Source organism: Massilia sp. UMI-21 (assembly GCA_015277795.1).
GTDB lineage: Bacteria > Pseudomonadota > Gammaproteobacteria > Burkholderiales > Burkholderiaceae_D > Telluria.
The window spans coordinates 5,277,059-5,302,561 of record CP063848.1; the positions used below are offsets into that span (position 1 = coordinate 5,277,059).

Genomic DNA, 25,503 nt, shown 5'->3' on the forward strand with positions numbered 1-25,503 from the left:
AGCCGCCCGGCGCAAGCCGGTGCGGCTCTTTGTTTTTGGTCAGCGCGGCAGGGGCTGGACGGGACCGCTGCGCAGGCCGGCCTGGCGCATCGCCAGCCGCAGCGCTTCGATGCGGGCCGCCATCGACGGATGCGATGCCAGGTAATGGGTGAAGGCCGGCGCTTCGCCATCCTGCCTGCCGAGCGCCTCGAAGAATTCGCTGGCGCCGCCCACGTGACCATAGCGGCACTGGAGAATCTGGAGCGCCCTGGCATCGGCCAGCGATTCGCGCGCGCGAATGACCGGCCTCACCCAGGTGCTGGGCCGGCGCCAGCACCCCGGCCGTCCACGATCCGTCGCCGGTCAATACGGTCGCCGCAGCGATCATGACAAGACTGCGTCCCAGCGCGCGCAGGTGGTCGCGATGGACGAGGTGGGACAGTTCGTGGGCCAGCACGAAAGCCAGGCCGTTCTCCGATTCCACCCGGTCCAGCAGGCCTGCATGCACCAACACGGTCCCGCCAGGCAGGACCATGGCATTGGCCTCGTCGGACGCCACCAGGCGCACGTTCACCGGGGCGTCCAGGCCGGCGCAGCGGCGCAGCGCATCGACTTGCGACTGCAGCCAGGCTTCGCGCGGCGCGGTCTCGGGCCGGGTCGGCGGCAAGGGCGGCGGCGCGATCAGCCGGGTGAGCCGCGCTTGCGTCTCCGGGCGCATCGAGTCGACCACCTGGTCCACCAGCAGGCCCAGGGCCCAGATACCCGCCAGCACCGCCAGCGACAGGCCGAGCAGGATCAGGACAAAGTCCTTGAGCGGGTGCTCGTGCGAGACGTTGTCGTTATGCTCGGGCAGCGAAGTCTGGTATTTCATGCCGCGACCGCATCCGCCTCGTAATAGATGGCCGTCGCGTAGGCCAGCACCTCGACGCCGGTGACCTGGTTGCGCTGGTTTCCCGCCAGGGGCATGGTTTCCAGGCGCAGGTTGACGATCTCGTCCGCGTCCGGACAGCTCTCCTTGAGACGCAGGACCGCCTCGCGCTTGGCGCGGTCGAGCAGGGTTTCATAGGACTTGACCGGGCCGCCCACCAGCGAACGCAGGGCCGACGCCGCCTTCTTGAAATAGTCGACCGAGACGACGACGCTGCCCGTCACCAGTTCGCTGCGCGCCACCGGCCCGCCGCGTACCGGTGTTTTCAGCGAGGTAGCCGGAAGCTTCAGCTGTTCCTTTTCCCTGGCGATGATCGAGCGGTAGTGGCGCGACTCGGCGGCGCGGCCGAAGACGTAGCCCAGCACCACCGGGACCGTCCAGAAAGCCAGCAGGAGGAGATATTCCATCGTTCAGCCGACCGTCACCGCAGTGCCGTACACATAGATCTCGGCGGCGCCCGTCGCTACCGACGAGGTCGAGAAGCGCACGTTGACGATCGCATTGGCGCCCAGCTGCGCCGCCTGCGCCTTCATGCGCTCGGTGGCCTGGGCGCGCGATTCTTCCAGCAGCTCGGTATAGCCGCGCAGCTCGCCGCCGACCATGTTCTTCAGGCCGGCCATGATGTCGCGACCCACGTGCTTGGCGCGCACCGAACTGCCGGAGACGACGCCATGGCAAACGACGATCTCCTTGCCAGGAATGGTTTCGATATTGGTAAGTAGCATGGCGGTTCCATTTAAAAAAAAAGTGTCTGATTGTAGATACGGGTCTGTTGCAGAAGCAATTCATGATGCATATCCTCGCCGGCGCACGCCCTCGGCGCAGTAGAATGACGCCTTTTCCCGCCTGTTCCCCATCATGTCCATCCTGCTTTCCACGCTCAACGCGCGCTACACGCACGCCTCGCTCGGCCTGCGCTACCTGCTGGCGAACATGGGACCGCTGCAGGAGCAGACCCGGATCCAGGAATTTGTCATCGGCGCCAAGACCAGCGACCTGGTCGAGCGCATCCTGGCGCACCAGCCGCGCATCGTCGGCCTCGGCGTCTACATCTGGAACGTGGAAGAGACCACCCGCCTGGTGGCGATGCTCAAGCGCGTGGCGCCCCAGGTGACGGTGGTGCTGGGCGGCCCCGAAGTGTCGCACGAGACCGGCGAGCAGGCCATCGTGCGGCTGGCCGACTACGTGGTCACCGGCTGGGGCGACGTCACCTTCCCCAAGCTGTGCGGCGAGATCCTGAACGGCCCCAAGCCCTTGATGAAGGTGCAGGCCGGCGTGCAGCCGCCCATGGCGGAAATCGCCCTGCCCTATTCTTTATATAGCGACGAAGACATCGCCCATCGCACCCTGTACGTGGAAGCCTCGCGCGGCTGCCCGTTCAAGTGCGAGTTCTGCCTGTCCTCGCTCGACAAGACCGCCTGGCCCTTCCCCCTCGACGCTTTTCTCACCGAGATGGAATCGCTGTATGCGCGCGGCGCGCGCCTGTTCAAGTTCGTCGACCGCACCTTCAACCTGAACGTCAAGACCAGCCTGCGCATCATGCAGTTCTTCCTCGACAAACTCGCGGCCAACCCGGACGACCCGGTCTACGCGCACTTCGAGCTGGTTCCCGACCACCTGCCGGAAGCGCTGAAGGAAAGCATCGCCAAGTTCCCGCCCGGGGCGCTGCAGTTCGAGATCGGCATCCAGAGCTTCAACCCCGAGGTGCAGGCCTTGGTGAGCCGGCGCCAGGACAATGCCAAGGCGGCGGACAACATCCGCTGGCTGACCGAACATTCGACCACCCACCTGCACGTGGACCTGATCGCCGGCCTGCCCGGCGAAGACGTGGCCAGCTTCGCCCGCGGTTTCGACCAGCTGGTCGGATTGGGCGCCCAGGAAATCCAGTTCGGCATCCTCAAGCGTCTGCGCGGCACGCCGATCATCCGCCACACCGAAGCCTTCGGCATGGTCTACGACCCCTACCCGCCCTATACCGTGCTGGCGACGAAGCAGGTCGACTTCGCGACCATGCAGCGCCTGGTGCGCTTCGCGCGCTATTGGGACCTGGTCGCCAATTCCGGGCGCTTCGCCAACACCACGCGTCGCTTGCTGGGCGAGGCCCCGTTCGACAACTTCATGGCCTTCTCGGACTGGATCTACACCAAGACCGACGCCACCCACCGCATCGCGCTCGAGAAGCTGGCGAAGCTGGTGCAGGAGTGGCTGCAGCTGCGCGGCATGGCGAAAGAAGACGCCGCGGCGCTGCTGGCCAGCGATTACGCGGGCAAGGTGGATGCGGCGCCGGCGCAGAAACCGGTGGCCGCCGCACCGCAGCGCCAGGTCCGCCACCTGGCGGCATGACACCGGCTGCAAGGCACGCTAGAGTAAGCGTGTAGCAGCGATAACGATTCTCTTTTACACTGGCGCAATGCAGATTGAAAATGCGCCAATATTAACCATCCAGCATCCCGAGCCCGGCGGCGGCGGCGCGGGACAATCTGTCGTTGCCGGCGGGGTCTGGCAAGTCCATACGCTGGGGCGGCGCGGCGTCCTCAAGGCGATCAACCGCACCCTGGCCTCGCTCAAGCACAAGCAGACCCTCGACTGGGACCTGTCGGGCATCGAGCGCCTCGACCACGTCGGCGCCCAGATGTTCTGGAACGCCTGGGGCAAGCAACGCCCCGCGCATCTCAAGCTCGACCCACGCCAGGAAGAAATCTTCGGCCGCATCGAGAAGGCCAGCGCGATCACGCTGCCGCGCCAGAAGGTCAGCCCGCTGAACTGGCTGATCGTCCTGGGCAGCGGCATCCTGTCCTTCTTCGAGCACCTGCGCGGCTTTGTCGGCCTGATCGGCCAGCTGGTGATGGACATCGGGCGCTTCCTGCGGCGCCCGCAGGCCGGTCCGTGGCGCGAGATCTCGGCCAATATCTACCATTCGGGCTTCCAGGCGCTCGGCATCACGGCGATGGTCGGCTTCCTGATCGGGGTCGTGCTCTCCTTCCTGTCCTCGCAGCAGCTGCGCATGTTCGGCGGCGACATCTACATCGTCAACATCCTGGGCATGTCGGTGATCCGCGAACTCGGCCCGCTGCTGGCGGCGATCCTGGTGGCCGGCCGCTCGGGCTCGTCGATCACCGCGCAGCTGGGCGTGATGCGCGTGACCGAGGAACTCGACGCCATGCTGGTGATGGGCATCTCGCACGGCCAGCGCCTGATCATGCCCAAGGTGCTGGCCCTCGCCGTCTCGATGCCGCTGCTGGTGGTCTGGACCGACGCCATGGCGCTGATCGGCGGCATGGTCTCGGCCAAGATCGAGCTGGGCCTGTCGTTCCGCTACTTCATCCAGAAGCTGCCGGACGCGGTGCCGGTGGTGAACTACACGATCGGCCTGCTCAAGGGCTGCGTGTTCGGCATGCTCATCGCGCTGGTTTCCTGCCACTTCGGGCTGCGCATCGAGCCCAATACCGAAAGCCTGGGACGCGGCACCACCACCGCCGTGGTCACCGCGATCACGGTGGTGATCCTGGCCGACGCGGTGTTCGCCATCATCTTCAACGACGTGGGGTTCTGATGGCCGACAACACCCAGCAACCCAATCAGCGCCAGCCGCAGCAACTGAACAAGCGCCCCGACGAAGACGTCGGCGCGCCGGTGGTCGAGATCCGCAATCTGTGGACGCGCTTCGGCCGCACCGTGGTGCACCAGGACCTGAATCTCGACATCTATGCGGGCGAGATCCTGACCATCGTCGGTGGCTCCGGCACCGGCAAGACCGTGCTGCTGCGCCAGATGCTGGGCCTGGAGCACCCGTCGGAAGGCTGCGTGAAGGTGTTCGGCGAGGACATCACCCAGGCCGATCCGGAACAGCTGCAACACATGCGCAACCACTGGGGCATGCTGTTCCAGCAGGGCGCGCTATACTCGGCCTTGAGCGTGTTCGACAATATCGCTTTCCCGATGCGCGAACTGCGCGCGCTGCCCGAGGACGTGATCCGCGACGCGGTGCTGCTCAAGATGGACATGGTGGGTCTCGGCCCCGAACATGCCAACAAGATGCCGTCCGACCTGTCGGGCGGGATGATCAAGCGCGCGGCCCTGGCGCGCGCCCTGGCGCTCGAGCCGCGTTTGTTGTTCCTGGACGAGCCCACGGCGGGCCTCGATCCCGATTTGTCGGATGCCTTCGTGTCGCTGATCCAGACCCTGCACAGCGAACTGAAGCTCACCGTCGTCATGGTCACGCACGACCTGGATACCCTGTTCGCGCTGTCGTCGCGCATTGCGGTGCTGGCCGAGAAGCACGTGCTGGCGGTGGGACCGGCGTGCGACGTGCTGCGGGTCCAGCATCCGTTCATCAAACACTTTTTCCTGGGCCCGCGCGGCCAGCGGGCACTGGAAGTGCTCGAAGAGCGCCACGCCCGGAACGATTCGGAGGACTAGTATGGAAAACAGGTCGTATGCCCTGATGACAGGCGTCTTTACGATCGCCCTGGTGGTTGCGGCGGTGCTGGCCGGGCTGTGGTTCAACCGCGACCGCACCGAGCTGCTGCCCTACGAGATCGTCACCACGCAGTCGATCCCGGGCCTGAACCCGCAGGCCACGGTGCGCTACCGCGGCCTGGAAGTGGGGCGCGTCGACGAGATCGTGTTCGACCCGCGCGTCACCGGCCAGATCCTGATCAGGCTCTCGGTCGAGCAGGATTCGCCGATCACCACCACCACCTTCGCCTCGCTCGGCTACCAGGGCGTGACCGGGATCGCCTTCATCCAGCTCGACGACGACCGCACCGGTTCGCCGCGCCTGTCGACCCGCGAGGGCCAGCCGGCGCGCATCCCGCTGCGTCCCGGCCTGCTCGACATCCTCGAAAAGCGCGGCCTGTCCATCCTCGAGAAAACCGAACAGATCACCGACAGCCTGAGCAAGATGGTCACCGACGAGAACCAGAAGACCATCGTCGGCGCCTTCGACAGCATCGGCAAGGCGGCCGACGCCTATGCCGCGATCCCGCGCAAGCTGGAGCCGGCCATCGAACGCCTGCCGGCCATCACCAGCAAGCTCGAACGCAGCCTGAGCACGTTCGACGCCACCGCCACCAGCATCCAGGCCACCGCCAACAGCTACGGCGAGCTGGCCACGCGCCTGCAGGCGCCGGATGGTCCGATCGAGCGCCTGAACGGCGCGGTCGGCTCGCTGCAATCCGCGACCAGCGAACTCGAACTCGAAACCCTGCCGCATGTCGTCCAGATGACCGACGAGGCGCGCGGCGCCCTGCGCGCCGTGAAGCGTACCGCCACCTCGCTGTCCGACCGCCCGCAGAGCATCCTGTTCGGCGCGCCGAGCGCCCAGCCGGGCCCGGGTGAACCGGGCTTCGTGCCCCCGACCAAATGAGGACCACCGTGACTGCACACCGTTCCCTGATCGCCCTGACCGCTACCGCCCTCTTCCTGGCAGGCTGTGCCAGCACCAAGGTCCGGGAAAGCACCACCTACGACTTCGGTCCGGCGGCCCCCGGCAGCCAGCAGGCGGCCGCGCCGGCGGGGATGCCGGCGCTGGTCGTGATGGACGCCACCGGCCCGTCCGCCCTCGAGAACGAGCGCATGTACTACCGCCTGAACTATGCCGACGCGCTGCAGGCCCGCACCTATGCCAACAGCCGCTGGTCCAGCAACCCGCTGCAGATGCTCACCCAGCGCGTCAAGGCGCGCCTGGCGCAGTCGGGCATGAAGGTGCTGTCGGCCACCGATGCCTCCACCGGGGTGCCGCTGCTGCGCGTGGAAGTCGACGACTTCGTCCATGCCTTCAGCGGCGTGGGCCGCAGCGAAGGCCAGCTGACCCTGCGCGCTTCGCTGTTCAACGACCACCGCCTGATCGACCAGCGCAGCTTCACGCGCGCCACGCCGGCTCCCAGCGCCGACGCGCCGGGCGGCGCGCAGGCCCTGGCCGCCAGCACCGACGCCGTTGCCGCCGACATCCTGGCCTGGCTGGCGACGCTCGACACCCGCAAGCAATGACCGCGCCAAGCGTCGCCGTCGAGCAGCGCGAGCGCCCGCGCGAAGGACGCGGCTCGCCGATCGCACGCGCGGCCTTGCTGGCCTACCTGCTGCTGATCGTCTATGCCAGCTGGTACCCGTTCACGGGCTGGCGCGATAGCGGCGTGCCGCCATTCACCTTCCTGAACCTGGTCAAGCAGCGTTACTGGACCGGTTTCGACGTCGGCGTCAATGTAGTCGGCTATGTTCCGCTCGGCGTGCTGATGGTGCTGTCGATGTACCCGCGCGTCCGCGGCGTGTGGGCGGTGCTGCTGGCGGCGATCGGCGGGGTGCTGGTCACGATCACGATGGAGACCGTACAGAACTTCCTGCCCAGCCGCGTGCCGTCCAACCTCGACCTGCTCACCAATGCGGGCGGTTGCCTGGTGGGCGCGGTCCTGGGCGCCTGGTGGGCGCCCGGCCTGCTCGACCGCAGCCGCCTGTTCCAACTGCGCCGCCGCTGGTTCGCGCCCTACGCCAGCCAGGGCCTGGTGCTGGTGGCCCTGTGGCCGCTGGCCCAGATCTACCCGCAAAGCTACCTGTTCGGTCACGGCCAGGTGCTGCCCATCGTCTCCGACTGGCTGTCGCGCTGGCTCGATACCGAGATCGACCTGGTGGCCCTGCTGCGGCCCGATACCATGATGACGGTGGAGCAGTTCTGGCTGTCCGAGACCATCATCACCGCCTGCGGCATGACCGGCGCCGTGCTCACGCTGATGTGCCTGGTGCGGCGCACTGCCCCGCGCTTCCTGCTGATGCTTGCCTTCCTGGCCACGGGGCTGCTGGTCAAGGCCCTGGCCAGCTCGCTGCTGTTCCGGCCGGACAACGCCTTCGTGTGGGTGACGCCGGGCGCCGAGGGCGGCTTCATCATCGGCATGCTCATGCTGTCCGGCCTGGTGTTCGCGCCGCAGGTGGCGCAGCGGCGGCTGGCGGTGGTCACCCTGGTCCTGAGCCTGGTGGTGGTCAACACCATCCCGGTGAACCCGTATTTCGTTTCCACCCTGCAGGGTTGGGTGCAGGGCAAGTTCCTGAACTTCAATGGGGCGGCCCAGTTCATGTCGCTGTTGTGGCCCTTTTTTGCGCTGTGGTTCCTGCTGCTGCCCTCGCACAAGCTGAACCGCCAGGAGCCGCAGCCCGAGGCTGCCGACAGCACTCCCTGACGGGGCGCCTGCGCCATTTGCCGTATCATGGCGCCTTGCGCCGACCTTGCTCCACCTTTTGACGAGAACGACATGAACGACGATCAATCCTTCTACAAGCACCACGTCTTTTTCTGCATGAACGAGCGCGATGGCAAGGATGCCCGCCAGAGCTGCGGCAAGTGCGGCGCCGAGAAAGCCCAGAAGCATGCCAAGAAGCGCATCAAGGAACTCGGCCTGAACGGCGAGGGCAAGGTGCGCATCAACCAGTCCGGCTGCCTCGACCGCTGCGAGGAAGGCCCGGTGCTCGTGGTCTACCCGGAAGGCACCTGGTACACCTACGTGGACACGCACGACATCGACGACATCATCGACACCCACCTGGTGGGCGGCAAGGTCGTCGAGCGCCTGAAAATCTGAACCAGCACCCACACGTAATGAACAAGTATTCGCACAAGTTTACCCTCGACGGCCACGCCGGCAAGATGCAGTGCATCCTCGACCTGCCGGAAGGCGCACCGCGCGGCATCGCCCTGGTGGCGCATCCGCACCCGCTGTACGGCGGCACCATGGAAAACAAGGTGGCCCAGACCCTGGCGCGCACCTTTGTCACCCTCGGCTACGCCACCGCGCGCTTCAACTTCCGCGGCGTGGGCGAATCGGAGGGCGTGCACGACGACGGCCGCGGCGAGGTCGACGACATGGACATCATGTACCGCCACATGACGCAGCAATACCCGGGCCTGCCGGTGGCCCTGTCCGGCTTTTCCTTCGGCACGTTCGTGCAGGCCCAGTTCCAGCAACGCCTGATCGAGGAGGGCCGCCCGGCCGAGCGCCTGGTGCTGGTCGGCACCGCGGCCGGCAAGTGGCCGATGCCGCCGGTCCCGCCGGAGACCATCCTCATTCACGGCGAACTCGACGACACGATCACCTTGCAGGAAGTGTTCGACTGGGCGCGCCCGCTCGACATCCCGGTGACCGTGATCCCGGGCGCCGACCACTTCTTCCACCGCAAGCTTGGCCACATCAAAAATCTTGTCGTAGAAATGTGGCGGCGTGACATTTGACGCTTTCGCTGTGCAATAATTAGTCTCTTCATTTGAGGCAATACCTCAGGGGTATTGCCTTGCGCACTTCTGCATTAGTAATTTTTACAGACGAACACTCCCATGAAAAAACTGTTAGCGGCCGTGGCCGCCAGCCTGCTGATGGCTTCGGCCAGCGCACAGACCGTGCCGGCACCGACCATCGCAGCCAAGTCGTGGCTGCTGCTCGACGCGACCAGCGGCCAGATCATCGCCGCCCAAGACCCGAACGCCCGTATCGAACCGGCATCGCTCACCAAGATCATGACGGCCTACGTGACCTTTGCCGCGATCCGCGACAAGCGCCTGACCCTGGACACGATGGTGAACGTGTCGACCCGCGCCTGGAAAGTGGACGGCAGCTCCTCGAAGATGTTCATCGACCCGGCCACGCCGGTGTCGGTCGACGACCTGCTGCACGGCCTGATGATCCAGTCGGGTAACGATGCCGCGGTGGCGCTGGCCGAAGCGGTGGCGGGCGACGAAGGCACCTTCGTCACCCTGATGAACCGCGAGGCCCAGCGCATGGGCCTGAAGAACACCCGCTGGGCCAACCCGCACGGCCTGCCGGACGCGAACAACTACTCGACCGCGCGCGACCTGTCGGTGCTGGCCGCGAACGTGATCCGCGACTTCCCGGAGTTCTACAAGATCGACTCGATCAAGCAGTTCACCTACAACAAGATCACCCAGCAGAACCGCAACCGCCTGCTGTGGCTGGACCCGACCGTGGACGGCATGAAGACCGGCCACACCGAGTCGTCGGGCTACAGCATGATCGCTTCGGCGCGCCGCCCGAACGGCAACGCCGGCCAGCGCCGCCTGATCTCGGTGGTGCTGGGCACCAGCTCGGACGGGATCCGCACCCAGGAAAGCCAGAAGCTGCTGAACTGGGGCTTCCAGAACTTCGACACCGTCAAGCTGTATTCGAAGGGCCAGGCAGTGTCGACCGTGCCGGTATGGAAAGGTTCGGAAGCGAACGTGAAGCTCGGCTTCACCCGCGACGTGCTGGTGACCGTGCCGAAGGGCGTGGCCGGCAAGATGAAGCCGGTCCTCGAGCGCAAGGACCCGCTGGTCGCGCCGCTGGCGCGCCACGCGCAGGTCGGCACGCTCAAGATGATGGTCGACGGCAAACCGCTGATCGCGTTGCCGGTGGTGGCGCTGGAAGAAGTGCCGGAAGCCGGCATGTTCGGCCGCGCATGGGATGCGATGCGCCTGTGGATCCAGTAAGCAAAGCCTGACCGCGCAGCTTTTTTATTGTTTCGGTAGGGTGGGCGGCTTGCCCGCCCACGCGGTGATAGTTCGACGCAAGATCATCCGGATCGTCATCGGCGCCTCCAGCGATCGCCGGGTGGGCGGGAAGACCCGCCCACCCTACGAAAAGCACATCGCAGTGCCGCTATAATCGTGCATTCAAGTCCACACGAAAGCCCGCGATGACCCACCCGCTCCCCGCCGCCCTGCACTGCCCCCGCATCGCCACCCGCGAGGGCGGTCTCGAACTCTCGCGCATCGTGGCCGGCATGTGGCGCATGAACGACTGGGGCATGTCGGTCGGGCAGCGCGTGGCCTTCATCGAGCAGTGCATCGAGCTTGGCGTCACCTCCTTCGACCACGCCGACATCTACGGCAACTACGGCGTCGAAAACGTATTCGGCGAAGCCCTGCGCGCCCAGCCATCGCTGCGCGCGCGCATCGAGCTGGTAAGCAAGTGCGGCATCAAGCTGGTATCGAGCAAGCGCCCGCAGCACGGCATCCAGCACTACGACACCACGGCCGACCATATCATTGCCTCGGCCGAGGAATCGCTGCGCCAGCTGGGCGCCGGCCACCTCGACCTGCTGCTGATCCACCGCCCCGACCCGCTGATGGACTTCGACGAGATCGCCGAGGCCTTCACCCGCCTGCAGCAGGCCGGCAAGGTGCGGCACGTGGGCGTGTCGAACTTCACGCGCCACCAGTTCGAATGCCTGAACCGCCGCGTGGCACTCAGCACCAACCAGGTCGAGTTCTCGCCGATGCTGACAAGCGCGATGTTCGACCAGACCTTCGACGGCATGCAGGACCTGCGCATCGCGCCGATGGTCTGGTCGCCGCTGGGCGGCGGGCGCCTGTTCACCTCGGACGACGCCAGGGCGGTCGAGGTTCGCGCCGTCATCGGCCAGATCGCCGAGCGCATGGAACAGTCCTTCGCCAGCGTGCTGTTCGCCTGGATCATGCAGTTGCCGAGCCGCCCGATCCCGCTCACCGGCACCGGCCGCATCGACGCGATTCGGGAAGCGGTGGCCGGCGCCGCGTTCCGGCTCGAACGCGGCGACTGGTTCCGCATCCTGCGCGCCGCGCGCGGGCACGAAGTCGCCTGAAGAACGGTGCATACATGGCCGACACCCCGCTCAAGATCGTCGAGGGCAGTGCCCTCAGCGCGCAGCAGAAGAAGGATTTACTGAACCGGCTGGCGCGCATCGAGGGCCAGTTGCGCGGGGTGCAGAAGCTGATCGCGCTCGCCGCGGCGCCATCGGATGTCGATGCCGTGGCCCAGCAGATGGCGGCAGCCCGCAAGGCGCTCGATCGCTCTTTCGTGCAGCTGCTCGCCGGCGCGATCCAGACCCAGGCCGGCAATGCCGCCGACCTCGAGGAAGCCCGGGCCCGCGCCGTGCACCTGGCCGCGATGCTCGACAAATTCGTTTGAGCCTACATTATTCCTCGTAGACCTTGGGCGGCGCGATCCCGGTCCAGCCGGTGCGCCAGGCGATGTTGAGCAGCAGGGTCGCGCACACATACAGCAGGAAGAACAGCACGAAGAAGCGCGTCTGCAGCACGGCCAGCAGCACCAGGCACACCGCCACCAGCACCAGCATCACCTTGCCGCTCGGGTGCTTCGAGCTGGGGAAACGGATGGTCGATACCATCAGCGTGCCCACCCCGACCATCAGCGCCATGATGGCGAAGCACTGCGCCATGGTGGTGGCCGGATCGGGCCAGGCCACGACCACCGAGGCCACGCAGGCGGCGCCGGCGGTGATCGGCATGCCGACGAAATAGCGCGGGTCGGTGCGGCCCACCATGACGTTGAAGCGCGCCAGGCGCAGCGCGCCGCAAGCGACGAACACGAAGCAGGCCAGTCCGCCCATGCGCACCAGGGTCGGATGGGCCACGCTCATCTGCGCGAAGCCATAGCAATACAACAGGAGGCCGGGCGCGCAGCCGAAGTTCATCACGTCGGCGATCGAGTCGAGCTGCACGCCGAAGCTGGACTGGGTCTTGGTGAGACGCGCCACGTAGCCGTCGAGCGCATCGAACACGCCGGCCAGCACCAGCAGGATGGCGGCCAGGCGATAATCGCCCGGATCGCCGACGTGCGCGTTATCCACCGAGATCACGATGCTGCCGAAGCCGCACGCGATCGACAGCAGCGTCACGAAACTGGGCAGGGCAAACTTGGCGCGCGCGAGGCGCTGCCGACTGGTTGGCTTAGGTTGCGACAATTGATGGCTCGGCAATAGGATCGATGCCATATTCTACAGGGAGCAAAATATGGCGGCGCCTCACACCACGACCGCGGGCAGCGACCGCTCTTTTGCTCTAGAATGTCGCTTCGTTTCCCACGTATTTACAGGAGTTGCAACATGAGCTATATGCCGCGCTGGCGTTCCCTCATTGCCGCATTGGTGGCCGCGTCGACCCTGGCCGCTTGTGGTGGTGGTGGCGACAGCACGGGCGCCGTCAGCCCGATGTCCGTGGCGCCGGTGCCGGGCGCCCCGACCGCCGCGGATCCTGCCGCACCTGCGCTGACGAACGACATCGCGGTCGATGGCCGCAACTGGATCAACTATCGCCGTGCCCAGCTTGGCGTGCCGGCGGTCACCGAGAATGCCTTGATCAACAACGCCGCGCAGGGCCATTCCGAATACCTGCGCACCAACAACGTGATGAGCCACGACCAGAAGCCGGGCAGCCCGGGCTTTACCGGCGCCACCCTGCTGGATCGCCTGAACGCGGCCGGCTATATCATTCCGGCCAATGGGTACGCCTATGGCGAGGTGATCTCGGGCACGACCAACGGCAACGGCTTTTTCATGGCCGAAGAACTGATCACCGCGATCTACCACCGCTTCGTGATGTTCGAGCCGAAGTTCCGCGAGCTCGGCACCGGCGCCGCCACTTCCGCCAGCCGGTATCACTACTTCACCGCCGACTTCGCGACGCGCGACGGCTTCGGCCCCGGCATCGGCGCCAACAGCGTCGTGATCTGGCCGTTCAGCGGCCAGACCGGGGTGACGCCGGTCTTCCACAGCGACAGCGAAGACCCGGACCCGGTCGCCGGCATCAACGACGTGGGCTACCCGATCAGCGTGCATGCGAACATCGACGCCCCGCTGACGATGCAGACCTTCACCGTGCGTCCGCGCGGCGGCGCCAACCTGCAGGTGCAGGTAGTGAATTCCTCGACCACCGCCAGGCAGCGCACCGCCATCGCGATCGTCCCGCTGGCGCCGCTGAAAAGCGCCACCACCTACGAAGTCAGCTTCTCCGGCACGGTGAACGGCGCGCCGGTCACGCGCGACTGGTCGTTTGTGACGCGGTGAGCATGCTCTCTCCTTTTGGCAGCGCGGACGCTGCCCCCACGCCGGCGCTGGATGTCGCCGCCGGCATCGAACGGGTGATGGGCGACGAGGCCATGTACCGGCGCATCCTCGGCCGTTTCCGATCCGACTACACCGGCAAGGTGGCAAGCCTGCGCGACGCGATCGCCGCCGGCGACGCCACGCTGGCGCACCGGCTGGCCCATACGCTGAAGGGTGCGGCGGCGATGATCGAGGCGCGCGCCCTGCGGGCGCTGGCGATGGAGACCGAACAGATCCTGCGCGCCGGCCTGCCTGCCGACTCCCTGCTGCTCGACCGGCTGGAAGCACAGCTGGCGCGCGTGATCGCGCAGATAGACGGGCTGATCGCCGCACCGCCGTCCGGCAGCCCCGGCACGGTCGAGGCCGTGCTGGCCGAAGGCGATGTCACACGGCTGTGCGCGCTGCTCGACATCGGCGACAGCCGCGCCCAGGACCTCATGGCGAAAAAGCGCGCCGGGCTGTGCACCCGGCTGGGCGCCGCGCGCATGGCGGAGCTGGAGTCGGCAGTGGCCGCGTTCGATTACGAACGGGCCCTGGACATTCTTCGTACGAGGCAAGAGCGCCAGGCAGCCAGCCCCGGCGCTTCTGCCTAGCGGGTAAATTCCGCTTCCTCGTCAAAGGAATCGGCGCAGCCCTTGCCGCAAAACCGTCGCACGCTGTCGAGCGGTTTCTCGCAGTACCAGCATGAGCCTTTCGCAGGCAGCGCCGCTCGCGACGGCATGACTGGAGACACGGCGGTGACCGCGGCCAGCACTGGCTCGGCAACCAGCCCCTTGTCCGGAAAACTTTCCTGTGTCGTTTCCAAGATCCACCCCCTACACGACAGACTGAAGTCCAACCAAGATTACTTCAGCGGAACATCGTGCCCATGAGAAACCTCAAGCGCGCGCAGCAGCAGGTTCACGCCACGGCAGTTCTATGCAAATCCAAGCGCCTCAGTGTGCGCCGAATGAACCGGCTCTGCAATCTTGAACTTCCGATTCGGCGTCCGAACAACAATTCCCCCAAGTACTAACGTTGTATCTGCCAATAAACGCGTCCACGGGCGGAAAAAATAATAACGTACTGCTAACTTCTTTGTACGCAAGCAAACGTGCGCGTGGCGCGGATGCCACTGAGGCTTACTTCGCCGGTTCCAGCGTCACCAGCAAACCAGAACGTGTGGTTTCGATCCGTGTTGGGATGTACTGGACGCCTGCATAGCGCAGTTCGTGCATGTCGAAGGTGTAGACCGGGGTGTCGCGCACCACGGTGTCGATGAGGGAACTGGCCACGCGCGCCAGTTGGCGTTCGGCCTCGGGGCTGGCGCCGATCGCGATGCGGTCGACGCGCGGTTCGGCCATCATGACGGCCGGGCGGCCGGGATCGACGTAGAGCCGCCCGGAGAAGGCCAGGCTGCCGACCCAGGCGTCGCGCGCGAACGGCGGCGACACCCTGGCGTCCAGCGCCAGCGCTACCCGGTCGGGCTCCGGCTGGATCGACAGCATCGGCCGCGACAAACGGATGTTGAACAGCCCCATCAGCGGATGATTGAGGGGGAAGCGACGCTCCAGGCCGGCCTGCAGCTTGCCCAGCGGGACCTCGACCTTGCGCGGGCCGGACAGGCTGGCGCAGGAAGACAGCAGCGCGCTGGCCGCCAGCAGCACGCCTGCGTGCACCAGCCGGCGCCGCCGATTGAAACCGTGTTTGTCCGCCATCTTTGCCGCCCTCCTGTCCAGTCTGTAGGAGGCTAGCCTAGCATGGCGTTCCCGACAGCGCCGTGACGATTCACGGGGCGGGACGGTCCTGGCCGAGCTGGGCCTCGATCGGGACCGTCCGCGCGATGACCAGCTCGCCGGTGTGCCTGGTCGACACCGTCTCGATGAGCATGATGCCGCACTCTTCCTCGGCAACCGGGTTATGGCGTGTCTTTTTCGGGACGATGCAGAACTGCCCGGGACCAAGCAGGACCTCGCGGTCTTCGAACTCGATCTTCAGCTTGCCGTACACGACGAAGAACATTTCGTCTTCCTCGGCATGATCGTGCCATGCGAGTTCGCCTTTCAGCTTCGCCACCTTGACGTACTGGTCGTTCACCTGGCCGATGATGCGCGGCGTCCAGTAGGCCGTCACTTCCTTCAAGGCCTCGTCGACGGCGACGCTGGTCATGCTCAGCATGGCATCGCCCGCTGCGAAGAAGCCTGGGAATCGAATGTGCACATGCGCTGCTCTCTCTGTCGGTAGTGGTGACGCCGGCCATTCTACCCGCAGCCAGCCGTGGCGTGCGAAGCGGCCCGGGGCCGAGGCCGAGGCCGGCAGCAGCGGTTCCACCGGCGGCGGTCAGCGTCAAATGCATTTGCACAAATGTTTTGCTATGTTATCTATTTAACATACCGGCAACCGCGCCGGTCGTACAGTGAGTATTCATGTCACCGCGAACAACAACATGAAGACGCACGGGCACGCAGACGGGAAGGATCGAGGACACGAGGGAACATCATGAACCCGGCCGATACGCCCATGTCCTACCTGGTCACGGCCGGGCCTGCGGCCGATCCGGTCACGCGCCTGAACTGGGGCCTGATCGCGGTCTCGCTGGCGGTGGTGGCGATCATTGCGGCGCTGCTGCTGGGCGCCGTGCTGCGCCGGCGTCCGCACCGGCCCGGCTTCGGCGCGGTGGAGCGCACCTCGGCCAACTCCGGCCTGCGCTGGATTTACATCGGCACCGGCATTTCCAGCGTGGTGCTGGCGGCCTGCGCGATCTGGACCCTGCTGGCCCTGTCGGCGGTGACCAGGCCCGCCGTCGCGCCGGCGTTCACGGTGCGCGTGACCGGGCTGCAATGGTGGTGGCGCCTGCGCTACGAAGGCGCGGAGGCAGGTGGGAATGCGGCCTTTCTCACCGCGAACGAGCTGCACATCCCGGTCGGCAAGCCGGTGCGCCTCGAGCTCGAAGGCGGCGACGTGATCCACTCGTTCTGGGTGCCCCGCCTCGGCGGCAAGACCGATACCATTCCCGGCCTCACCAACGTCAGCTGGATCCAGGCCGACCGCCCCGGCGTCTACCGGGGCCAGTGCGGCGAATACTGCGGCGCCCAGCACGCCCACATGGCGATGCAGGTGGTGGCCGAGCCCGAGCCAGCGTTCCGCGCCTGGTGGCAGGCCCAGCTCGCGGCGGCGGCGCCGGCCGCGCCCGGCCCGGCCCTGCCCGGCGCACGCCTGGTGCAGCAGCATTGCGCGGTGTGCCATGCCATTCGCGGCACCGACGCCGACGGCCTGCTCGGGCCGGACCTGACCCATTTGATGTCACGCCGGACCATCGCCGCCGGCACCTTGCCCAACGATCCCGCCCACCTGGCCCGCTGGATCGCCCATCCCCAGCAGGTCAAGCCCGAAGCCAGGATGCCCGCCGTCGTCCTGTCGGACAGCGAGCTGCGCGACGTCGTCGCGTATCTCACCACCTTGCGCTAGGAGCCGACCGTGAACGACGCCGACCTGCTTCGCCAGCCCGCCAACGTCCAGGCGGGCTATGACTCTCCGGTGGCCGCGGAACTGCAGCACTTATGGAAAACCAAACCCGGCCTGCTCGGCTGGCTGTCCACCGTCGACCACAAGGAAATCGGCATCCGCTACATCGTCACGGCGATGCTGTTCCTGGTCGCCGGCGGCCTCGAGGCGCTGGTGATGCGGGTGCAGCTGGCCCGTCCCGACCAGGCCCTGCTGTCGCCGGAACAGTACAACCAGTTGTTCACCATGCACGGCGTGACCATGATCTTCCTGTACGCGCTGCCGGTGCTGTCGGGATTTTCCAACTACCTGTGGCCGCTGATGCTGGGCTCACGCGACATGGCCTTCCCGCGCCTGAACGCCCTGTCCTACTGGGTCTTCCTGTTTGCCGGACTGTTCGTGTACGCCAGCTTCCCGCTCGGCCTGGCGCCGAACGCCGGCTGGTTCAATTATGTCCCGCTGGCCAACCGTACCTATGACCCCGGCGTCAACATCGACATCTACGCGCTCGGCATGGTCCTGCTCGGCATCTCGACCACGGTCGGCGCCGCCAACTTCGTGGTCACGCTGTTCCGCACCCGGGCGCCGGGCATGTCGATCAACCGGGTGCCGATCATCGTCTGGGGCACGCTGACGGCCTCGGTCGGCAACCTGCTCGCGGTGCCCGCGGTCAGCCTGGCCTTCTTCCTGCTCTGGATGGACCGCCAGTACGGCACCCACTTCTTCGACGCGGAAAGCGGGCGCCCGCTGCTGTGGCAGCACCTGTTCTGGATGTTCGGCCACCCCTGGGTGTACGCGCTGGTCCTGCCGGCGATGGGCATCGTGTCCGACGCCCTGCCGACCTTCTGCCGGCGGCCCCTGGTCGGCTACACCGCGGTGGCGCTGGCCACCGTGACCACCATGATCATCGGGTTCGGCGTGTGGGTCCACCACATGTTCGCCACCGGCCTGCCGCCGCTGTCGCTGTCCTTCTTCGGCGTGGCCAGCATGGTGATCGCGGTCCCGAGCGCGGTCTCGGTGTTTGCCTGGATCGCCACGATCTGGACCGGCAACCCGGTCCGTGCGGTGCCCTTCCTGTATTTCGTGGCCTTCGTGTTCCTGTTCGTGGTCGGCGGCGTGTCGGGCGTCATGACGGCCGCCGTGCCGCTCGACTGGCAACTGACCGACACCTATTTCGTGGTCGCCCACCTGCATTACGTGCTGCTGGGGATTAACGTGTTCCCGGTGATCGGCGGCATCCACTACTGGTTCCCCAAGGTCACCGGCAAGATGATGGACGAGCGCATCGGCAGGTGGAGCTTCTGGCTCACCTTCGTCGGCTTCAACCTCGGCTTCTTCCCGATGCACATCTCGGGCCTGCTGGGCATGCCGCGCCGGATCTATACCTACCCCGACGGCCTGGGCTGGAACACCGCGAACATGCTCACCTCGATCGGCGCCTTCGTGTTCGCCGCCGGCATCTTGCTGTTCCTGTTCAACCTGGTGCGCAGCCTGCGCAAGGGCGCGCCGTCCGGCCCCAATCCGTGGCGGGCGGCGACGCTGGAATGGTCGATGCCCTCGCCGCCGCCGCCCTACAATTTCGTCGTCATCCCGACCATTCGCAGCCGCCATCCGCTCTGGGAGGACGACCTGGACGACGGCAATCCATCGTCCACGCTGGGCCAGGGCATGCTGCTCGACCATGGGCGCGAGACCGTCGGCACCAGCGCCCTCGACGCCGATCCGGAAATCATCCTGCGCATGCCGGGCGATTCGCTGGCGCCGATCATGCTGGCGGCCGCGGCCACGCTGCTGTGCGCCGCCCTGCTGCTGCACAGCTGGATCGGGGCCGGCCTGGGCGCCCTTGCCGCCGGCGCCGCCCTCCTGTCCTGGCTGTGGCCACGCGCTGAACTATTGCAGAAGGAGCCATCGTGACAAGTGCGCATGGAGGCACCGCCGACGCCCTGCCGGTCGGCACCACATACCACCGCTCGACCGGCCTGTGGGGCATGTGGACGCTGATCGGTACCGAGGCCTCGCTGTTCGCCTACCTCCTGTTCAGTTATTTCTACATGGCCTCGCAGCATGCCGGACGCTGGCCGCCGCAGGGGCCGCCGGAACTGTTCAAGGCCAGCCTCAACACCGGCCTGCTGCTGGCCAGCAGCGCCTGCGCGTGGTGGAGCGAGCGCGGCGCGCGCCACGGCAGCCGCGCCGCCCAGGCTTCCGGCCTGCTGGGCGCGCTGGTGCTGGGCGGCGTGTTCATGGGCGTCCAGTTCGGCGAATGGCACAGCAAGCCGTTCACGCTCTCCACCGATGCCTACGGCTCGCTGTACTTCACGATCACGGGTTTCCACATGCTGCACGTGGCGGTCGGGATGCTGATGCTGGCGGCGCTGCTGGCCTGGGCGCTGCTCGGCTACTTCACGCCCCGGCGCCATGCCCCGCTGTCGATCGGGGTGCTGTACTGGCACTTCGTCGACGTGGTCTGGCTGGCGGTGTATGCCAGCCTGTTCCTGAGCCCGCGCCTGAGCTGACCGGAGACCGACATGACGCATGCCGACAGCACCGAACAGGCGCGCGCCGATGCCGGCCACCCGTCCCCGCACGCCGGAAGGATCAGCGCATTGCGCCAGCTGCTGATCCTGGCCGGGGCGCCGCTGGCGTGGACGGTGCAGATCACGCTCGGCTACGGCGCCGCCGCCTATGCCTGCTACCCCAAGGACACGTCACTGCCCCGGCCGGTGCTGCCGCACCTGCAGCTGGCGCTCGCGATCCTGAGCGCCGCCGCGATCGCGGTCGCGCTCCTGTGCGCGCTGCTGGCCTGGCGCGACTTGCGCCACACGCGTACCGAACTGCCGGGCGGCCACCGTCACCTGCTCGAAACCGGCGAGGGGCGCAGCCGCTTCATGGCCCTGTGCGGCGTGATCAGCAGCCTGCTGTTCCTGGGCGGCCTGCTGCTGACCACCAGCGTGCTGCTCCTGGTGCCGCCATGCGGACTCTGAACGCCGCAGTCCTCGCTTGCCTGTTGTTTGCGCCAGGCGTGGCGCTGGCCCACCTGGGCCAGGAGCACGACGCTACCCCGGCCTGGATCGCCGACTGGTGGCTGAGCGCCCTGCTGGCGGCCAGCGCGCTGGCGTATGCGGCCGGCCTGGCGCGGCTGCGCCGCGCCGGCAAGGCGGGCGTGATCGGACGCTGGCGCGCGCAGGCCTTCGCTGCCGGCATGCTGGTACTGGTGGTGGCGCTGTTGTCGCCGCTGGACGCGATGGCCGAGCACTCGTTCGCCGCCCACATGACCCAGCACCTGTTGCTGATGCTGGTGGCGCCGCCGCTGCTGGTGCATGCGGCCCCGGTGCTGGCCTGGACCTGGAGCCTGCCCCCGGCGCGCCGGCAGGCGCTGACGCGGCGCTGGGCCGGCAACGCCGCCCCGCGCCGGCTGTTGCAGGTGCTGCTGCATCCGCTGCTGGTGTGGGGCGCCGCCTCGTTCGTGCTGTGGTTCTGGCACCTGCCCGGTCCCTACCTGCGCGCCCTGGCGGACGAAGGCGTGCACACGCTCGAACACGCCTGCTTCTTCCTGACGTCGCTGGCGCTGTTCTACCTGCTGTTCGCACCGCGCGGGCGGGCCCGGCTCGGCTTCGGCGGCGCCTTGCTGCTGGGCGTCGGCTTCGGCATCGAGAACGGCTTCCTGGGCGCCATCCTGACCTTTTCGCAGCGCCCCTTCTACGTTCCCGCCGGCTTGCCCGAAGCGGCCATGCAGGCGGCGCTGCAAGACCAGCAACTGGCGGGACTGATCATGTGGGTGCCGGCCAGCATCGTGCACCTCGGCCTGCTCGGGCTGCTCTGCATGGAATGGCTGCGCGACGAAGAGCGCCGCCACGCGCCCGCTATTTCCCGATACAAAAACGGCTGAAGATCACCCCCAGCAGGTCGTCCGGCGTGAACTGCCCGGTGATGCTGGAGAGCTGGTCCTGCGCCAGGCGCAGCTCCTCGGCGAACAGGTCGAGCGACTGGTCGTCCTGCAGCGCGTGCTGGCGCGCCAGCTCGAGGTGCTCGCGCGCGCCGCGCAGGGCGATCAGGTGGCGCTCGCGCGCCAGGTACAGCGATTCGCCGGTCTGCTGCCAGCCGGCGATGCGCAGCAGCTCGGCGCGCAGCAGGTCGATGCCGAGTTGTTCGTTGGCCGACAGGTACAGGTGGGTGGCGTCGGGCGAGACGTCCATCGAGGGCTTGTGGCCGGACAGGTCGATCTTGTTCCAGATGCGCAGCACCGGCACTCCCGGCGGGAAGGCGGCCACGATGTTTTCGTCTTCCGCGCTCGGTCCCAGGTTGGCGTCCAGCAGGTGCAGGATCACGTCGGCCTTGCCGACCTCGCCCCAGGTGCGCTCGATGCCGATGCGCTCGACCACGTCGATGCCTTCATCGGTGCGGATGCCCGCCGTGTCGATGATGTTGAGCGGGATGCCCTCGATCTGGATGGTCTCGGTGACCTTGTCGCGCGTGGTGCCGGCGATCGGCGTGACGATCGCCACTTCCGCCCCGGCCAGGGCATTGAGCAGCGAGGACTTACCCACGTTCGGCTGGCCCACCAGCACCACGTTCAGGCCTTCGCGCAGCAGGGCGCCTTGCGCGGCCTGGCGGAACACGTTTTCCAGCGCCTCGATGATGCCGGCCAGCTGGCCGCGCGCGTTCGACTTTTCGAGGAAGTCGATTTCTTCTTCCGGGAAGTCGAGGGTCGCCTCGACCAGCATGCGCAGATTGATGGTCTGGTCCACCAGCGTGTGCACCACCTGGGAAAACGCGCCCGACAGCGACTGCGAGGCCGATTTTGCCGCCGCTTCGGTGGAGGCGTCGATCAGGTCGGCCACGGCCTCGGCCTGGGCCAGGTCGAGCTTGTCGTTCAGGAAGGCGCGGCGGGTGAATTCGCCGGGTTCGGCCAGGCGCAGGCCGAGGGGAGCGCCTGCTTCCAGCACGCGCCCCAGCAGCATCTGCAGCACCACCGGGCCGCCGTGGCCATGCAGTTCGAGCACGTCCTCGCCGGTGTAGGAATGCGGGCCGGGGAAGTACAGGGCCAGGCCCTGGTCGATCACGTCGCCGCCCGCGGCCCTGAACGGAAGGTAGGTGGCGTGGCGCGGCGCCAGCTTCACGCCCGGGAACAGGGCGTCGGCCAGGCCGGCCAGCGATTTGCCGGAGGCGCGCACGACGCCGATGCCGCCGCGCCCCGGGGCGGTGGCGATCGCGGCGATGGGGGAGGTGTCAAGTTTCATGGGGGGGATTGTAAGGGATACGGTGAAGCGCGGAATGTAAAAAGCCCGCGCAAGCGCGGGCTTTCGGGTGAAGCCGGAAGGACGATTACTTCGCCGCCCCGGTCTCGAACTTCTTGGTGATGACCCACTGCTGCGCGATCGACAGGATGTTGTTGACCACCCAGTACAGCACCAGGCCGGCCGGGAAGAAGAAGAAGATCACCGAGAATGCCAGCGGCATGAACAGCATCATCTTCGCCTGCACCGGATCGGTCGGTTGCGGGTTCAGCTTGGTGGTGATGAACATCGACACCGCGTACACGACCGGCAGGATGTAGAACGGGTCGGGCTGGGTCAGGTCCTGGATCCACAGGATCCACGGCGCGCCGCGCATCTCGACCGACGACTGCAGCACCCAGTACAGCGCGAAGAACACCGGCATCTGCACCAGGATCGGCAGGCAGCCGCCCAGCGGGTTGATCTTCTCGGTCTTGTACAGCTCCATGGTGGCCTGCTGCATCTTCTGCGGGTCGTTCTTGTAGCGCTCGCGGATCGCCTGCATCTTCGGGGTCACCACGCGCATCTTGGCCATGCTGCGGTAGCCGGCCGCCGACAGCGGGAAGAAGGCCAGCTTGATCAGCACGGTCAGGGCGACGATGGTCCAGCCCCAGTTACCCAGCAGTGCGTGCAGTTGATCCATCACCCAGAAGATCGGCTTGGCGATGATGGTCAGCACGCCGTAGTCCTTCACCAGCTCCAGGCCCGGGGTGATGGTTTCCAGGGTCTTCTCGTCCTGCGGGCCCGAGTACAGGCGGGCGTCGCTCGAGACGGTCGCGCCCGGCGCCACGGCGCCCAGCGGCTGCACGGTGCCGATCGCATACAGGTTGGTGGCGATCTTCCTGGTGTAGATGTCGCGCTGCGCCTTGTCGGCCGGGATGAAGGCCGAGACGAAGAAGTGCTGCGAGATCGCGACCCAGCCGTTGTTGGCCTTGGCCGAGTGCTCGGCCTTGCCCTTCTCGATGTCTTCGAAGCTCAGCTTCTGGTACTTGTCTTCGGCGGTGTACAGGGTCGGACCGGTGTAGCTCGACATGAACCACGAATCGTTGGCCGGCTTGTTGCCGTCGTGCTGCAGCTGCAGGTAGAGCGAAGGCTGTACCGGCGCTTCCGTCAGGTTGGTCACGTCATGGCGCACGCCGATGGTGTAGTCGCCCTTGCGGAAGGTGAAGGTCTTGGTCAGGCGCACACCGCCCTGCTCCGCGTCCAGCACCAGTTGCACGGTGCCGTTGGCGTCCAGGGACCGCACGCCCGGACGGGCCACGAACGGGGTCTGGTGATTCGGCATCACGCCGGCCGGGGTGCTGCCGACCAGGCCGGTCTGGCCCAGGTAGGTGTCGTTGCCGCCCACGTTGAACAGCACCTGGTTCCTGGTCTTGTCGAAGTGGTCCGGGAATTTCAGCAGTTCGAGGCGCTTGATGACGCCGCCGAGGGTGTCGATGTCGACCTTCACCACGTCGGTGGTGATGGTGACGCGCTGGGTCGCGGGGATGGTGGCGGCGGCCGGGACCGCGCCCGGTGCGCCGGGCGCGCCCGGGACTGCGGCGGCGCCGGCTTGCGCGGCGGCCGGCACGTCATTCGTCTTGGCCTGCTGCTGCGCCACCTGGGCGGCTGGCGGGGCCGGCGTGGCGACGCCCGGCGAGAACAGCGACTGTTTGCCGTTAGCCACCATCCAGTTGTTCCAGAGAACAATCAGGGAAATGGCGAACACGATCCACAGGACGGTACGTTTATTGAGTTCCATTGGAGTCTAGTCAGGAGTGGTTACAACCGCGAGCGGCTGGTGGAGGTTGCTTGTTCTCGTCCGCCGCAGGCACGAAATCGACGCCGCCCGGATTCCACGGATGGCAGCGGCACACGCGGCGCGCGGCCAGCAGCGAGCCGCGGGCGGCGCCGTGCACGCGCAGCGCCTCGATCGCGTAATTGGAGCAGGTCGGATAAAAACGGCATTTCTGCCCGAGCAGCGGGGACAGCAGCAGCTGGTAGCCGCGAAGGAACCAGACCAGCAGCGTCTTCATGGCGTCGGGGGCGCTGCCGGCGCCGGCGTGCTGCGGCGCGCGCGCTGGGAAGCGAACAGGCGGGTCAGCTCGGCGCGCAGCTCGGCCTTCAGGGCGCGCGTGGTCGCCGGCCCGTCCTTGCCATTGACCGGACGCGACAGGCGCACGATGCAATCGAAGGGTTCGAGCCGGGTGCTGCGGAACAGCTCACGCGTGACGCGCTTGATCGTATTGCGGGTGACGGCGCGCGGTGCGAAACGCTTGGCCACAACGACGCCCAGCCGCGCATGCGGCAAGGCGTTGGGCCGGGTATAGAGCACGAAATGCGCGGATTTTTGCGCCGGCCGCAAACGAAAAACGGATGAAAACTCATCCGTTTTAACGATACGCCGAACGCGCGCGAAGTCGTGCGAACCTTCGCCTGTCATGGCTGACCGCGTCGATCTGCTGATCTAAGAAACTTAGACAGCCAGACGCTTGCGGCCCTTGGCGCGGCGAGCGTTCAGGACTTGACGGCCACCACGGGTAGCCATACGTGCGCGGAAGCCGTGCGTGCGCTTGCGACGGACGACGGAAGGTTGGTAAGTACGTTTCATGGTGGTCTCGCTTAAAGCAAAAGAAAGTGCAAAATCGGGTCTGACGTCGTGTCAGGATTCGTCGCCAATGACAGTTCGCAGATGGTTAAGCCAGCGTCACGCCTTAGCAAATACTCGTATCGACCGGGCTGCGCCACACCGACATTTATCGGCTTGATCGGACACACGGACGGGGAACCCTGAATTAGACTCGATTTCCAGTCCAGCTGTCAAGGAGGCCGTTGTTTCTCCGTCCTTCCCCCGCCCCTCTCCTGATGCGCTGCGGTGCGCACCCGCCCTGTCTTCTGCGATGCTGCAAAAAGCGCGGCGCCGGTTGAAAATAGTGGGCCTAACCTGTGGATAACTTCGGCCGAGACAGGTAAAATAGCGTGTTACGTATCAACTAGCGAAGT

The 25,503-nt window shown here is 66.6% G+C and carries 30 protein-coding genes and 1 pseudogene; 18 read left to right on the top strand and 13 right to left on the bottom strand.

The annotated features are described in order from the left end of the window. Positions 1–39 precede the first annotated feature (39 nt). The 4 genes and pseudogenes from IM543_23195 to IM543_23210 all read right to left on the bottom strand — a co-directional run bounded on the left by IM543_23195 (position 40) and on the right by IM543_23210 (position 1,632). Entirely contained in the window at positions 40–291 is a 252-nt protein-coding gene (locus tag IM543_23195; GenBank protein QOY94329.1) for a M48 family metalloprotease, read from the bottom strand. 64 nt (positions 292–355) lie between these two features. Then, positions 356–697 (bottom strand): annotated as a pseudogene (locus tag IM543_23200) (M48 family metallopeptidase). Between the two features lie 149 nt (positions 698–846). Further along, entirely contained in the window at positions 847–1,314 is a 468-nt protein-coding gene (locus tag IM543_23205; protein ID QOY94330.1) for a heavy metal-binding domain-containing protein, read from the bottom strand. Positions 1,315–1,317: 3 nt separating this feature from the next. Beyond that, entirely contained in the window at positions 1,318–1,632 is a 315-nt protein-coding gene (locus tag IM543_23210) for a YbjQ family protein (GenBank protein ID QOY94331.1), read from the bottom strand. Between the two features lie 133 nt (positions 1,633–1,765). Between IM543_23210 and IM543_23215 the strand changes: the two genes are divergently transcribed. From IM543_23215 to IM543_23265, 11 genes are all read left to right on the top strand, one after another. Next, positions 1,766–3,250, top strand: coding sequence for a DUF4080 domain-containing protein (locus IM543_23215; GenBank protein QOY94332.1), 1,485 nt, complete (start codon positions 1,766–1,768; stop codon positions 3,248–3,250). A gap of 67 nt (positions 3,251–3,317) precedes the next feature. Further along, entirely contained in the window at positions 3,318–4,460 is a 1,143-nt protein-coding gene (locus IM543_23220) for an ABC transporter permease (protein QOY94333.1), read from the top strand. Next, positions 4,460–5,326 (top strand): ATP-binding cassette domain-containing protein, encoded by an 867-nt coding sequence (locus IM543_23225; protein QOY94334.1) that lies wholly within the window; start codon positions 4,460–4,462, stop codon positions 5,324–5,326. Before IM543_23220 ends, IM543_23225 begins: the two co-directional genes overlap by 1 nt. Before the next feature lies 1 nt (position 5,327). Beyond that, the gene (locus IM543_23230) at positions 5,328–6,275 is read left to right on the top strand and encodes an MCE family protein (protein ID QOY94335.1); all 948 of its coding nucleotides are present in this window, start codon (positions 5,328–5,330) and stop codon (positions 6,273–6,275) included. Further along, the gene (locus tag IM543_23235; GenBank protein QOY94336.1) at positions 6,272–6,898 is read left to right on the top strand and encodes a membrane integrity-associated transporter subunit PqiC; all 627 of its coding nucleotides are present in this window, start codon (positions 6,272–6,274) and stop codon (positions 6,896–6,898) included. The genes IM543_23230 and IM543_23235 overlap by 4 nt, the downstream gene beginning before the upstream one ends. After that, positions 6,895–8,076: a VanZ family protein gene (locus IM543_23240; GenBank protein ID QOY94337.1), complete on the top strand. Its 1,182-nt coding sequence runs from the start codon at positions 6,895–6,897 to the stop codon at positions 8,074–8,076. Before IM543_23235 ends, IM543_23240 begins: the two co-directional genes overlap by 4 nt. Positions 8,077–8,148: 72 nt before the next feature. Continuing rightward, positions 8,149–8,475 carry a (2Fe-2S) ferredoxin domain-containing protein gene (locus IM543_23245; protein QOY94338.1) on the top strand — a complete coding sequence of 109 codons (327 nt, stop codon included), beginning with the start codon at positions 8,149–8,151 and terminating at the stop codon, positions 8,473–8,475. A 17-nt stretch (positions 8,476–8,492) separates the two neighbouring features. Then, positions 8,493–9,122, top strand: coding sequence for an alpha/beta hydrolase (locus tag IM543_23250; protein ID QOY94339.1), 630 nt, complete (start codon positions 8,493–8,495; stop codon positions 9,120–9,122). A gap of 102 nt (positions 9,123–9,224) precedes the next feature. Continuing rightward, positions 9,225–10,370 (top strand): D-alanyl-D-alanine carboxypeptidase, encoded by a 1,146-nt coding sequence (locus IM543_23255; GenBank protein ID QOY94340.1) that lies wholly within the window; start codon positions 9,225–9,227, stop codon positions 10,368–10,370. Positions 10,371–10,576: 206 nt separating this feature from the next. Beyond that, a complete protein-coding gene (locus IM543_23260) occupies positions 10,577–11,503 on the top strand; it encodes an aldo/keto reductase (GenBank protein ID QOY94341.1) in 927 nt (308 codons plus the stop codon). A gap of 14 nt (positions 11,504–11,517) precedes the next feature. Next, positions 11,518–11,829, top strand: coding sequence for a metal-sensing transcriptional repressor (locus IM543_23265; GenBank protein ID QOY94342.1), 312 nt, complete (start codon positions 11,518–11,520; stop codon positions 11,827–11,829). Between the two features lie 7 nt (positions 11,830–11,836). Here the strand turns inward: IM543_23265 and pssA are convergent, their stop codons facing one another. After that, positions 11,837–12,655: a CDP-diacylglycerol--serine O-phosphatidyltransferase gene (gene pssA, locus IM543_23270; protein ID QOY94343.1), complete on the bottom strand. Its 819-nt coding sequence runs from the start codon at positions 12,653–12,655 to the stop codon at positions 11,837–11,839. Between the two features lie 111 nt (positions 12,656–12,766). Here pssA and IM543_23275 point away from each other — a divergent pair, with 111 nt between their 5' ends. Both IM543_23275 and IM543_23280 read left to right on the top strand, forming a co-directional pair. After that, positions 12,767–13,726, top strand: a complete 960-nt coding sequence (locus IM543_23275; GenBank protein ID QOY94344.1) for a CAP domain-containing protein — start codon at positions 12,767–12,769, stop codon at positions 13,724–13,726. Positions 13,727–13,728: 2 nt separating this feature from the next. Continuing rightward, a complete protein-coding gene (locus tag IM543_23280; GenBank protein ID QOY94345.1) occupies positions 13,729–14,358 on the top strand; it encodes an Hpt domain-containing protein in 630 nt (209 codons plus the stop codon). Here the strand turns inward: IM543_23280 and IM543_23285 are convergent. The 3 genes from IM543_23285 to IM543_23295 all read right to left on the bottom strand — a co-directional run bounded on the left by IM543_23285 (position 14,355) and on the right by IM543_23295 (position 15,922). Beyond that, positions 14,355–14,570 (bottom strand): hypothetical protein, encoded by a 216-nt coding sequence (locus IM543_23285; GenBank protein QOY94346.1) that lies wholly within the window; start codon positions 14,568–14,570, stop codon positions 14,355–14,357. The genes IM543_23280 and IM543_23285 overlap by 4 nt on opposite strands. 316 nt (positions 14,571–14,886) lie before the next feature. Further along, positions 14,887–15,462: a DUF1439 domain-containing protein gene (locus IM543_23290; protein QOY94347.1), complete on the bottom strand. Its 576-nt coding sequence runs from the start codon at positions 15,460–15,462 to the stop codon at positions 14,887–14,889. A 70-nt stretch (positions 15,463–15,532) separates the two neighbouring features. Continuing rightward, positions 15,533–15,922, bottom strand: a complete 390-nt coding sequence (locus IM543_23295) for a cupin domain-containing protein (protein QOY96833.1) — start codon at positions 15,920–15,922, stop codon at positions 15,533–15,535. A gap of 321 nt (positions 15,923–16,243) precedes the next feature. Here IM543_23295 and coxB point away from each other — a divergent pair, with 321 nt between their 5' ends. The 5 genes from coxB to IM543_23320 all read left to right on the top strand — a co-directional run bounded on the left by coxB (position 16,244) and on the right by IM543_23320 (position 21,134). After that, the gene (gene coxB, locus IM543_23300) at positions 16,244–17,212 is read left to right on the top strand and encodes a cytochrome c oxidase subunit II (protein QOY94348.1); all 969 of its coding nucleotides are present in this window, start codon (positions 16,244–16,246) and stop codon (positions 17,210–17,212) included. Between the two features lie 9 nt (positions 17,213–17,221). Beyond that, positions 17,222–19,162: a cytochrome c oxidase subunit I gene (ctaD, locus tag IM543_23305; protein QOY94349.1), complete on the top strand. Its 1,941-nt coding sequence runs from the start codon at positions 17,222–17,224 to the stop codon at positions 19,160–19,162. Between the two features lie 74 nt (positions 19,163–19,236). Then, the gene (locus tag IM543_23310; protein ID QOY96834.1) at positions 19,237–19,761 is read left to right on the top strand and encodes a heme-copper oxidase subunit III; all 525 of its coding nucleotides are present in this window, start codon (positions 19,237–19,239) and stop codon (positions 19,759–19,761) included. A gap of 12 nt (positions 19,762–19,773) precedes the next feature. Beyond that, on the top strand, positions 19,774–20,229 hold the full coding sequence (locus tag IM543_23315) for a hypothetical protein (protein ID QOY94350.1): 456 nt from the start codon (positions 19,774–19,776) through the stop codon (positions 20,227–20,229). Continuing rightward, positions 20,217–21,134: a cytochrome c oxidase assembly protein gene (locus tag IM543_23320; protein ID QOY94351.1), complete on the top strand. Its 918-nt coding sequence runs from the start codon at positions 20,217–20,219 to the stop codon at positions 21,132–21,134. Before IM543_23315 ends, IM543_23320 begins: the two co-directional genes overlap by 13 nt. Here the strand turns inward: IM543_23320 and mnmE are convergent. The 5 genes from mnmE to rpmH form a co-directional block, all read right to left on the bottom strand. Further along, positions 21,109–22,485: a tRNA uridine-5-carboxymethylaminomethyl(34) synthesis GTPase MnmE gene (gene mnmE, locus IM543_23325; protein ID QOY94352.1), complete on the bottom strand. Its 1,377-nt coding sequence runs from the start codon at positions 22,483–22,485 to the stop codon at positions 21,109–21,111. The two genes, IM543_23320 and mnmE, sit on opposite strands and share 26 nt — an antisense overlap. Positions 22,486–22,570: 85 nt before the next feature. Further along, complete coding sequence (gene yidC / locus IM543_23330; protein ID QOY94353.1) at positions 22,571–24,262, bottom strand: membrane protein insertase YidC; 1,692 nt, start codon at positions 24,260–24,262, stop codon at positions 22,571–22,573. 10 nt (positions 24,263–24,272) lie between these two features. Further along, positions 24,273–24,536 (bottom strand): membrane protein insertion efficiency factor YidD, encoded by a 264-nt coding sequence (yidD, locus tag IM543_23335; GenBank protein QOY94354.1) that lies wholly within the window; start codon positions 24,534–24,536, stop codon positions 24,273–24,275. After that, on the bottom strand, positions 24,533–24,943 hold the full coding sequence (rnpA, locus tag IM543_23340) for a ribonuclease P protein component (GenBank protein ID QOY94355.1): 411 nt from the start codon (positions 24,941–24,943) through the stop codon (positions 24,533–24,535). The genes yidD and rnpA overlap by 4 nt, the downstream gene beginning before the upstream one ends. 33 nt (positions 24,944–24,976) lie before the next feature. Beyond that, a complete protein-coding gene (gene rpmH, locus IM543_23345) occupies positions 24,977–25,111 on the bottom strand; it encodes a 50S ribosomal protein L34 (protein QOY94356.1) in 135 nt (44 codons plus the stop codon). Positions 25,112–25,503 lie beyond the last annotated feature (392 nt).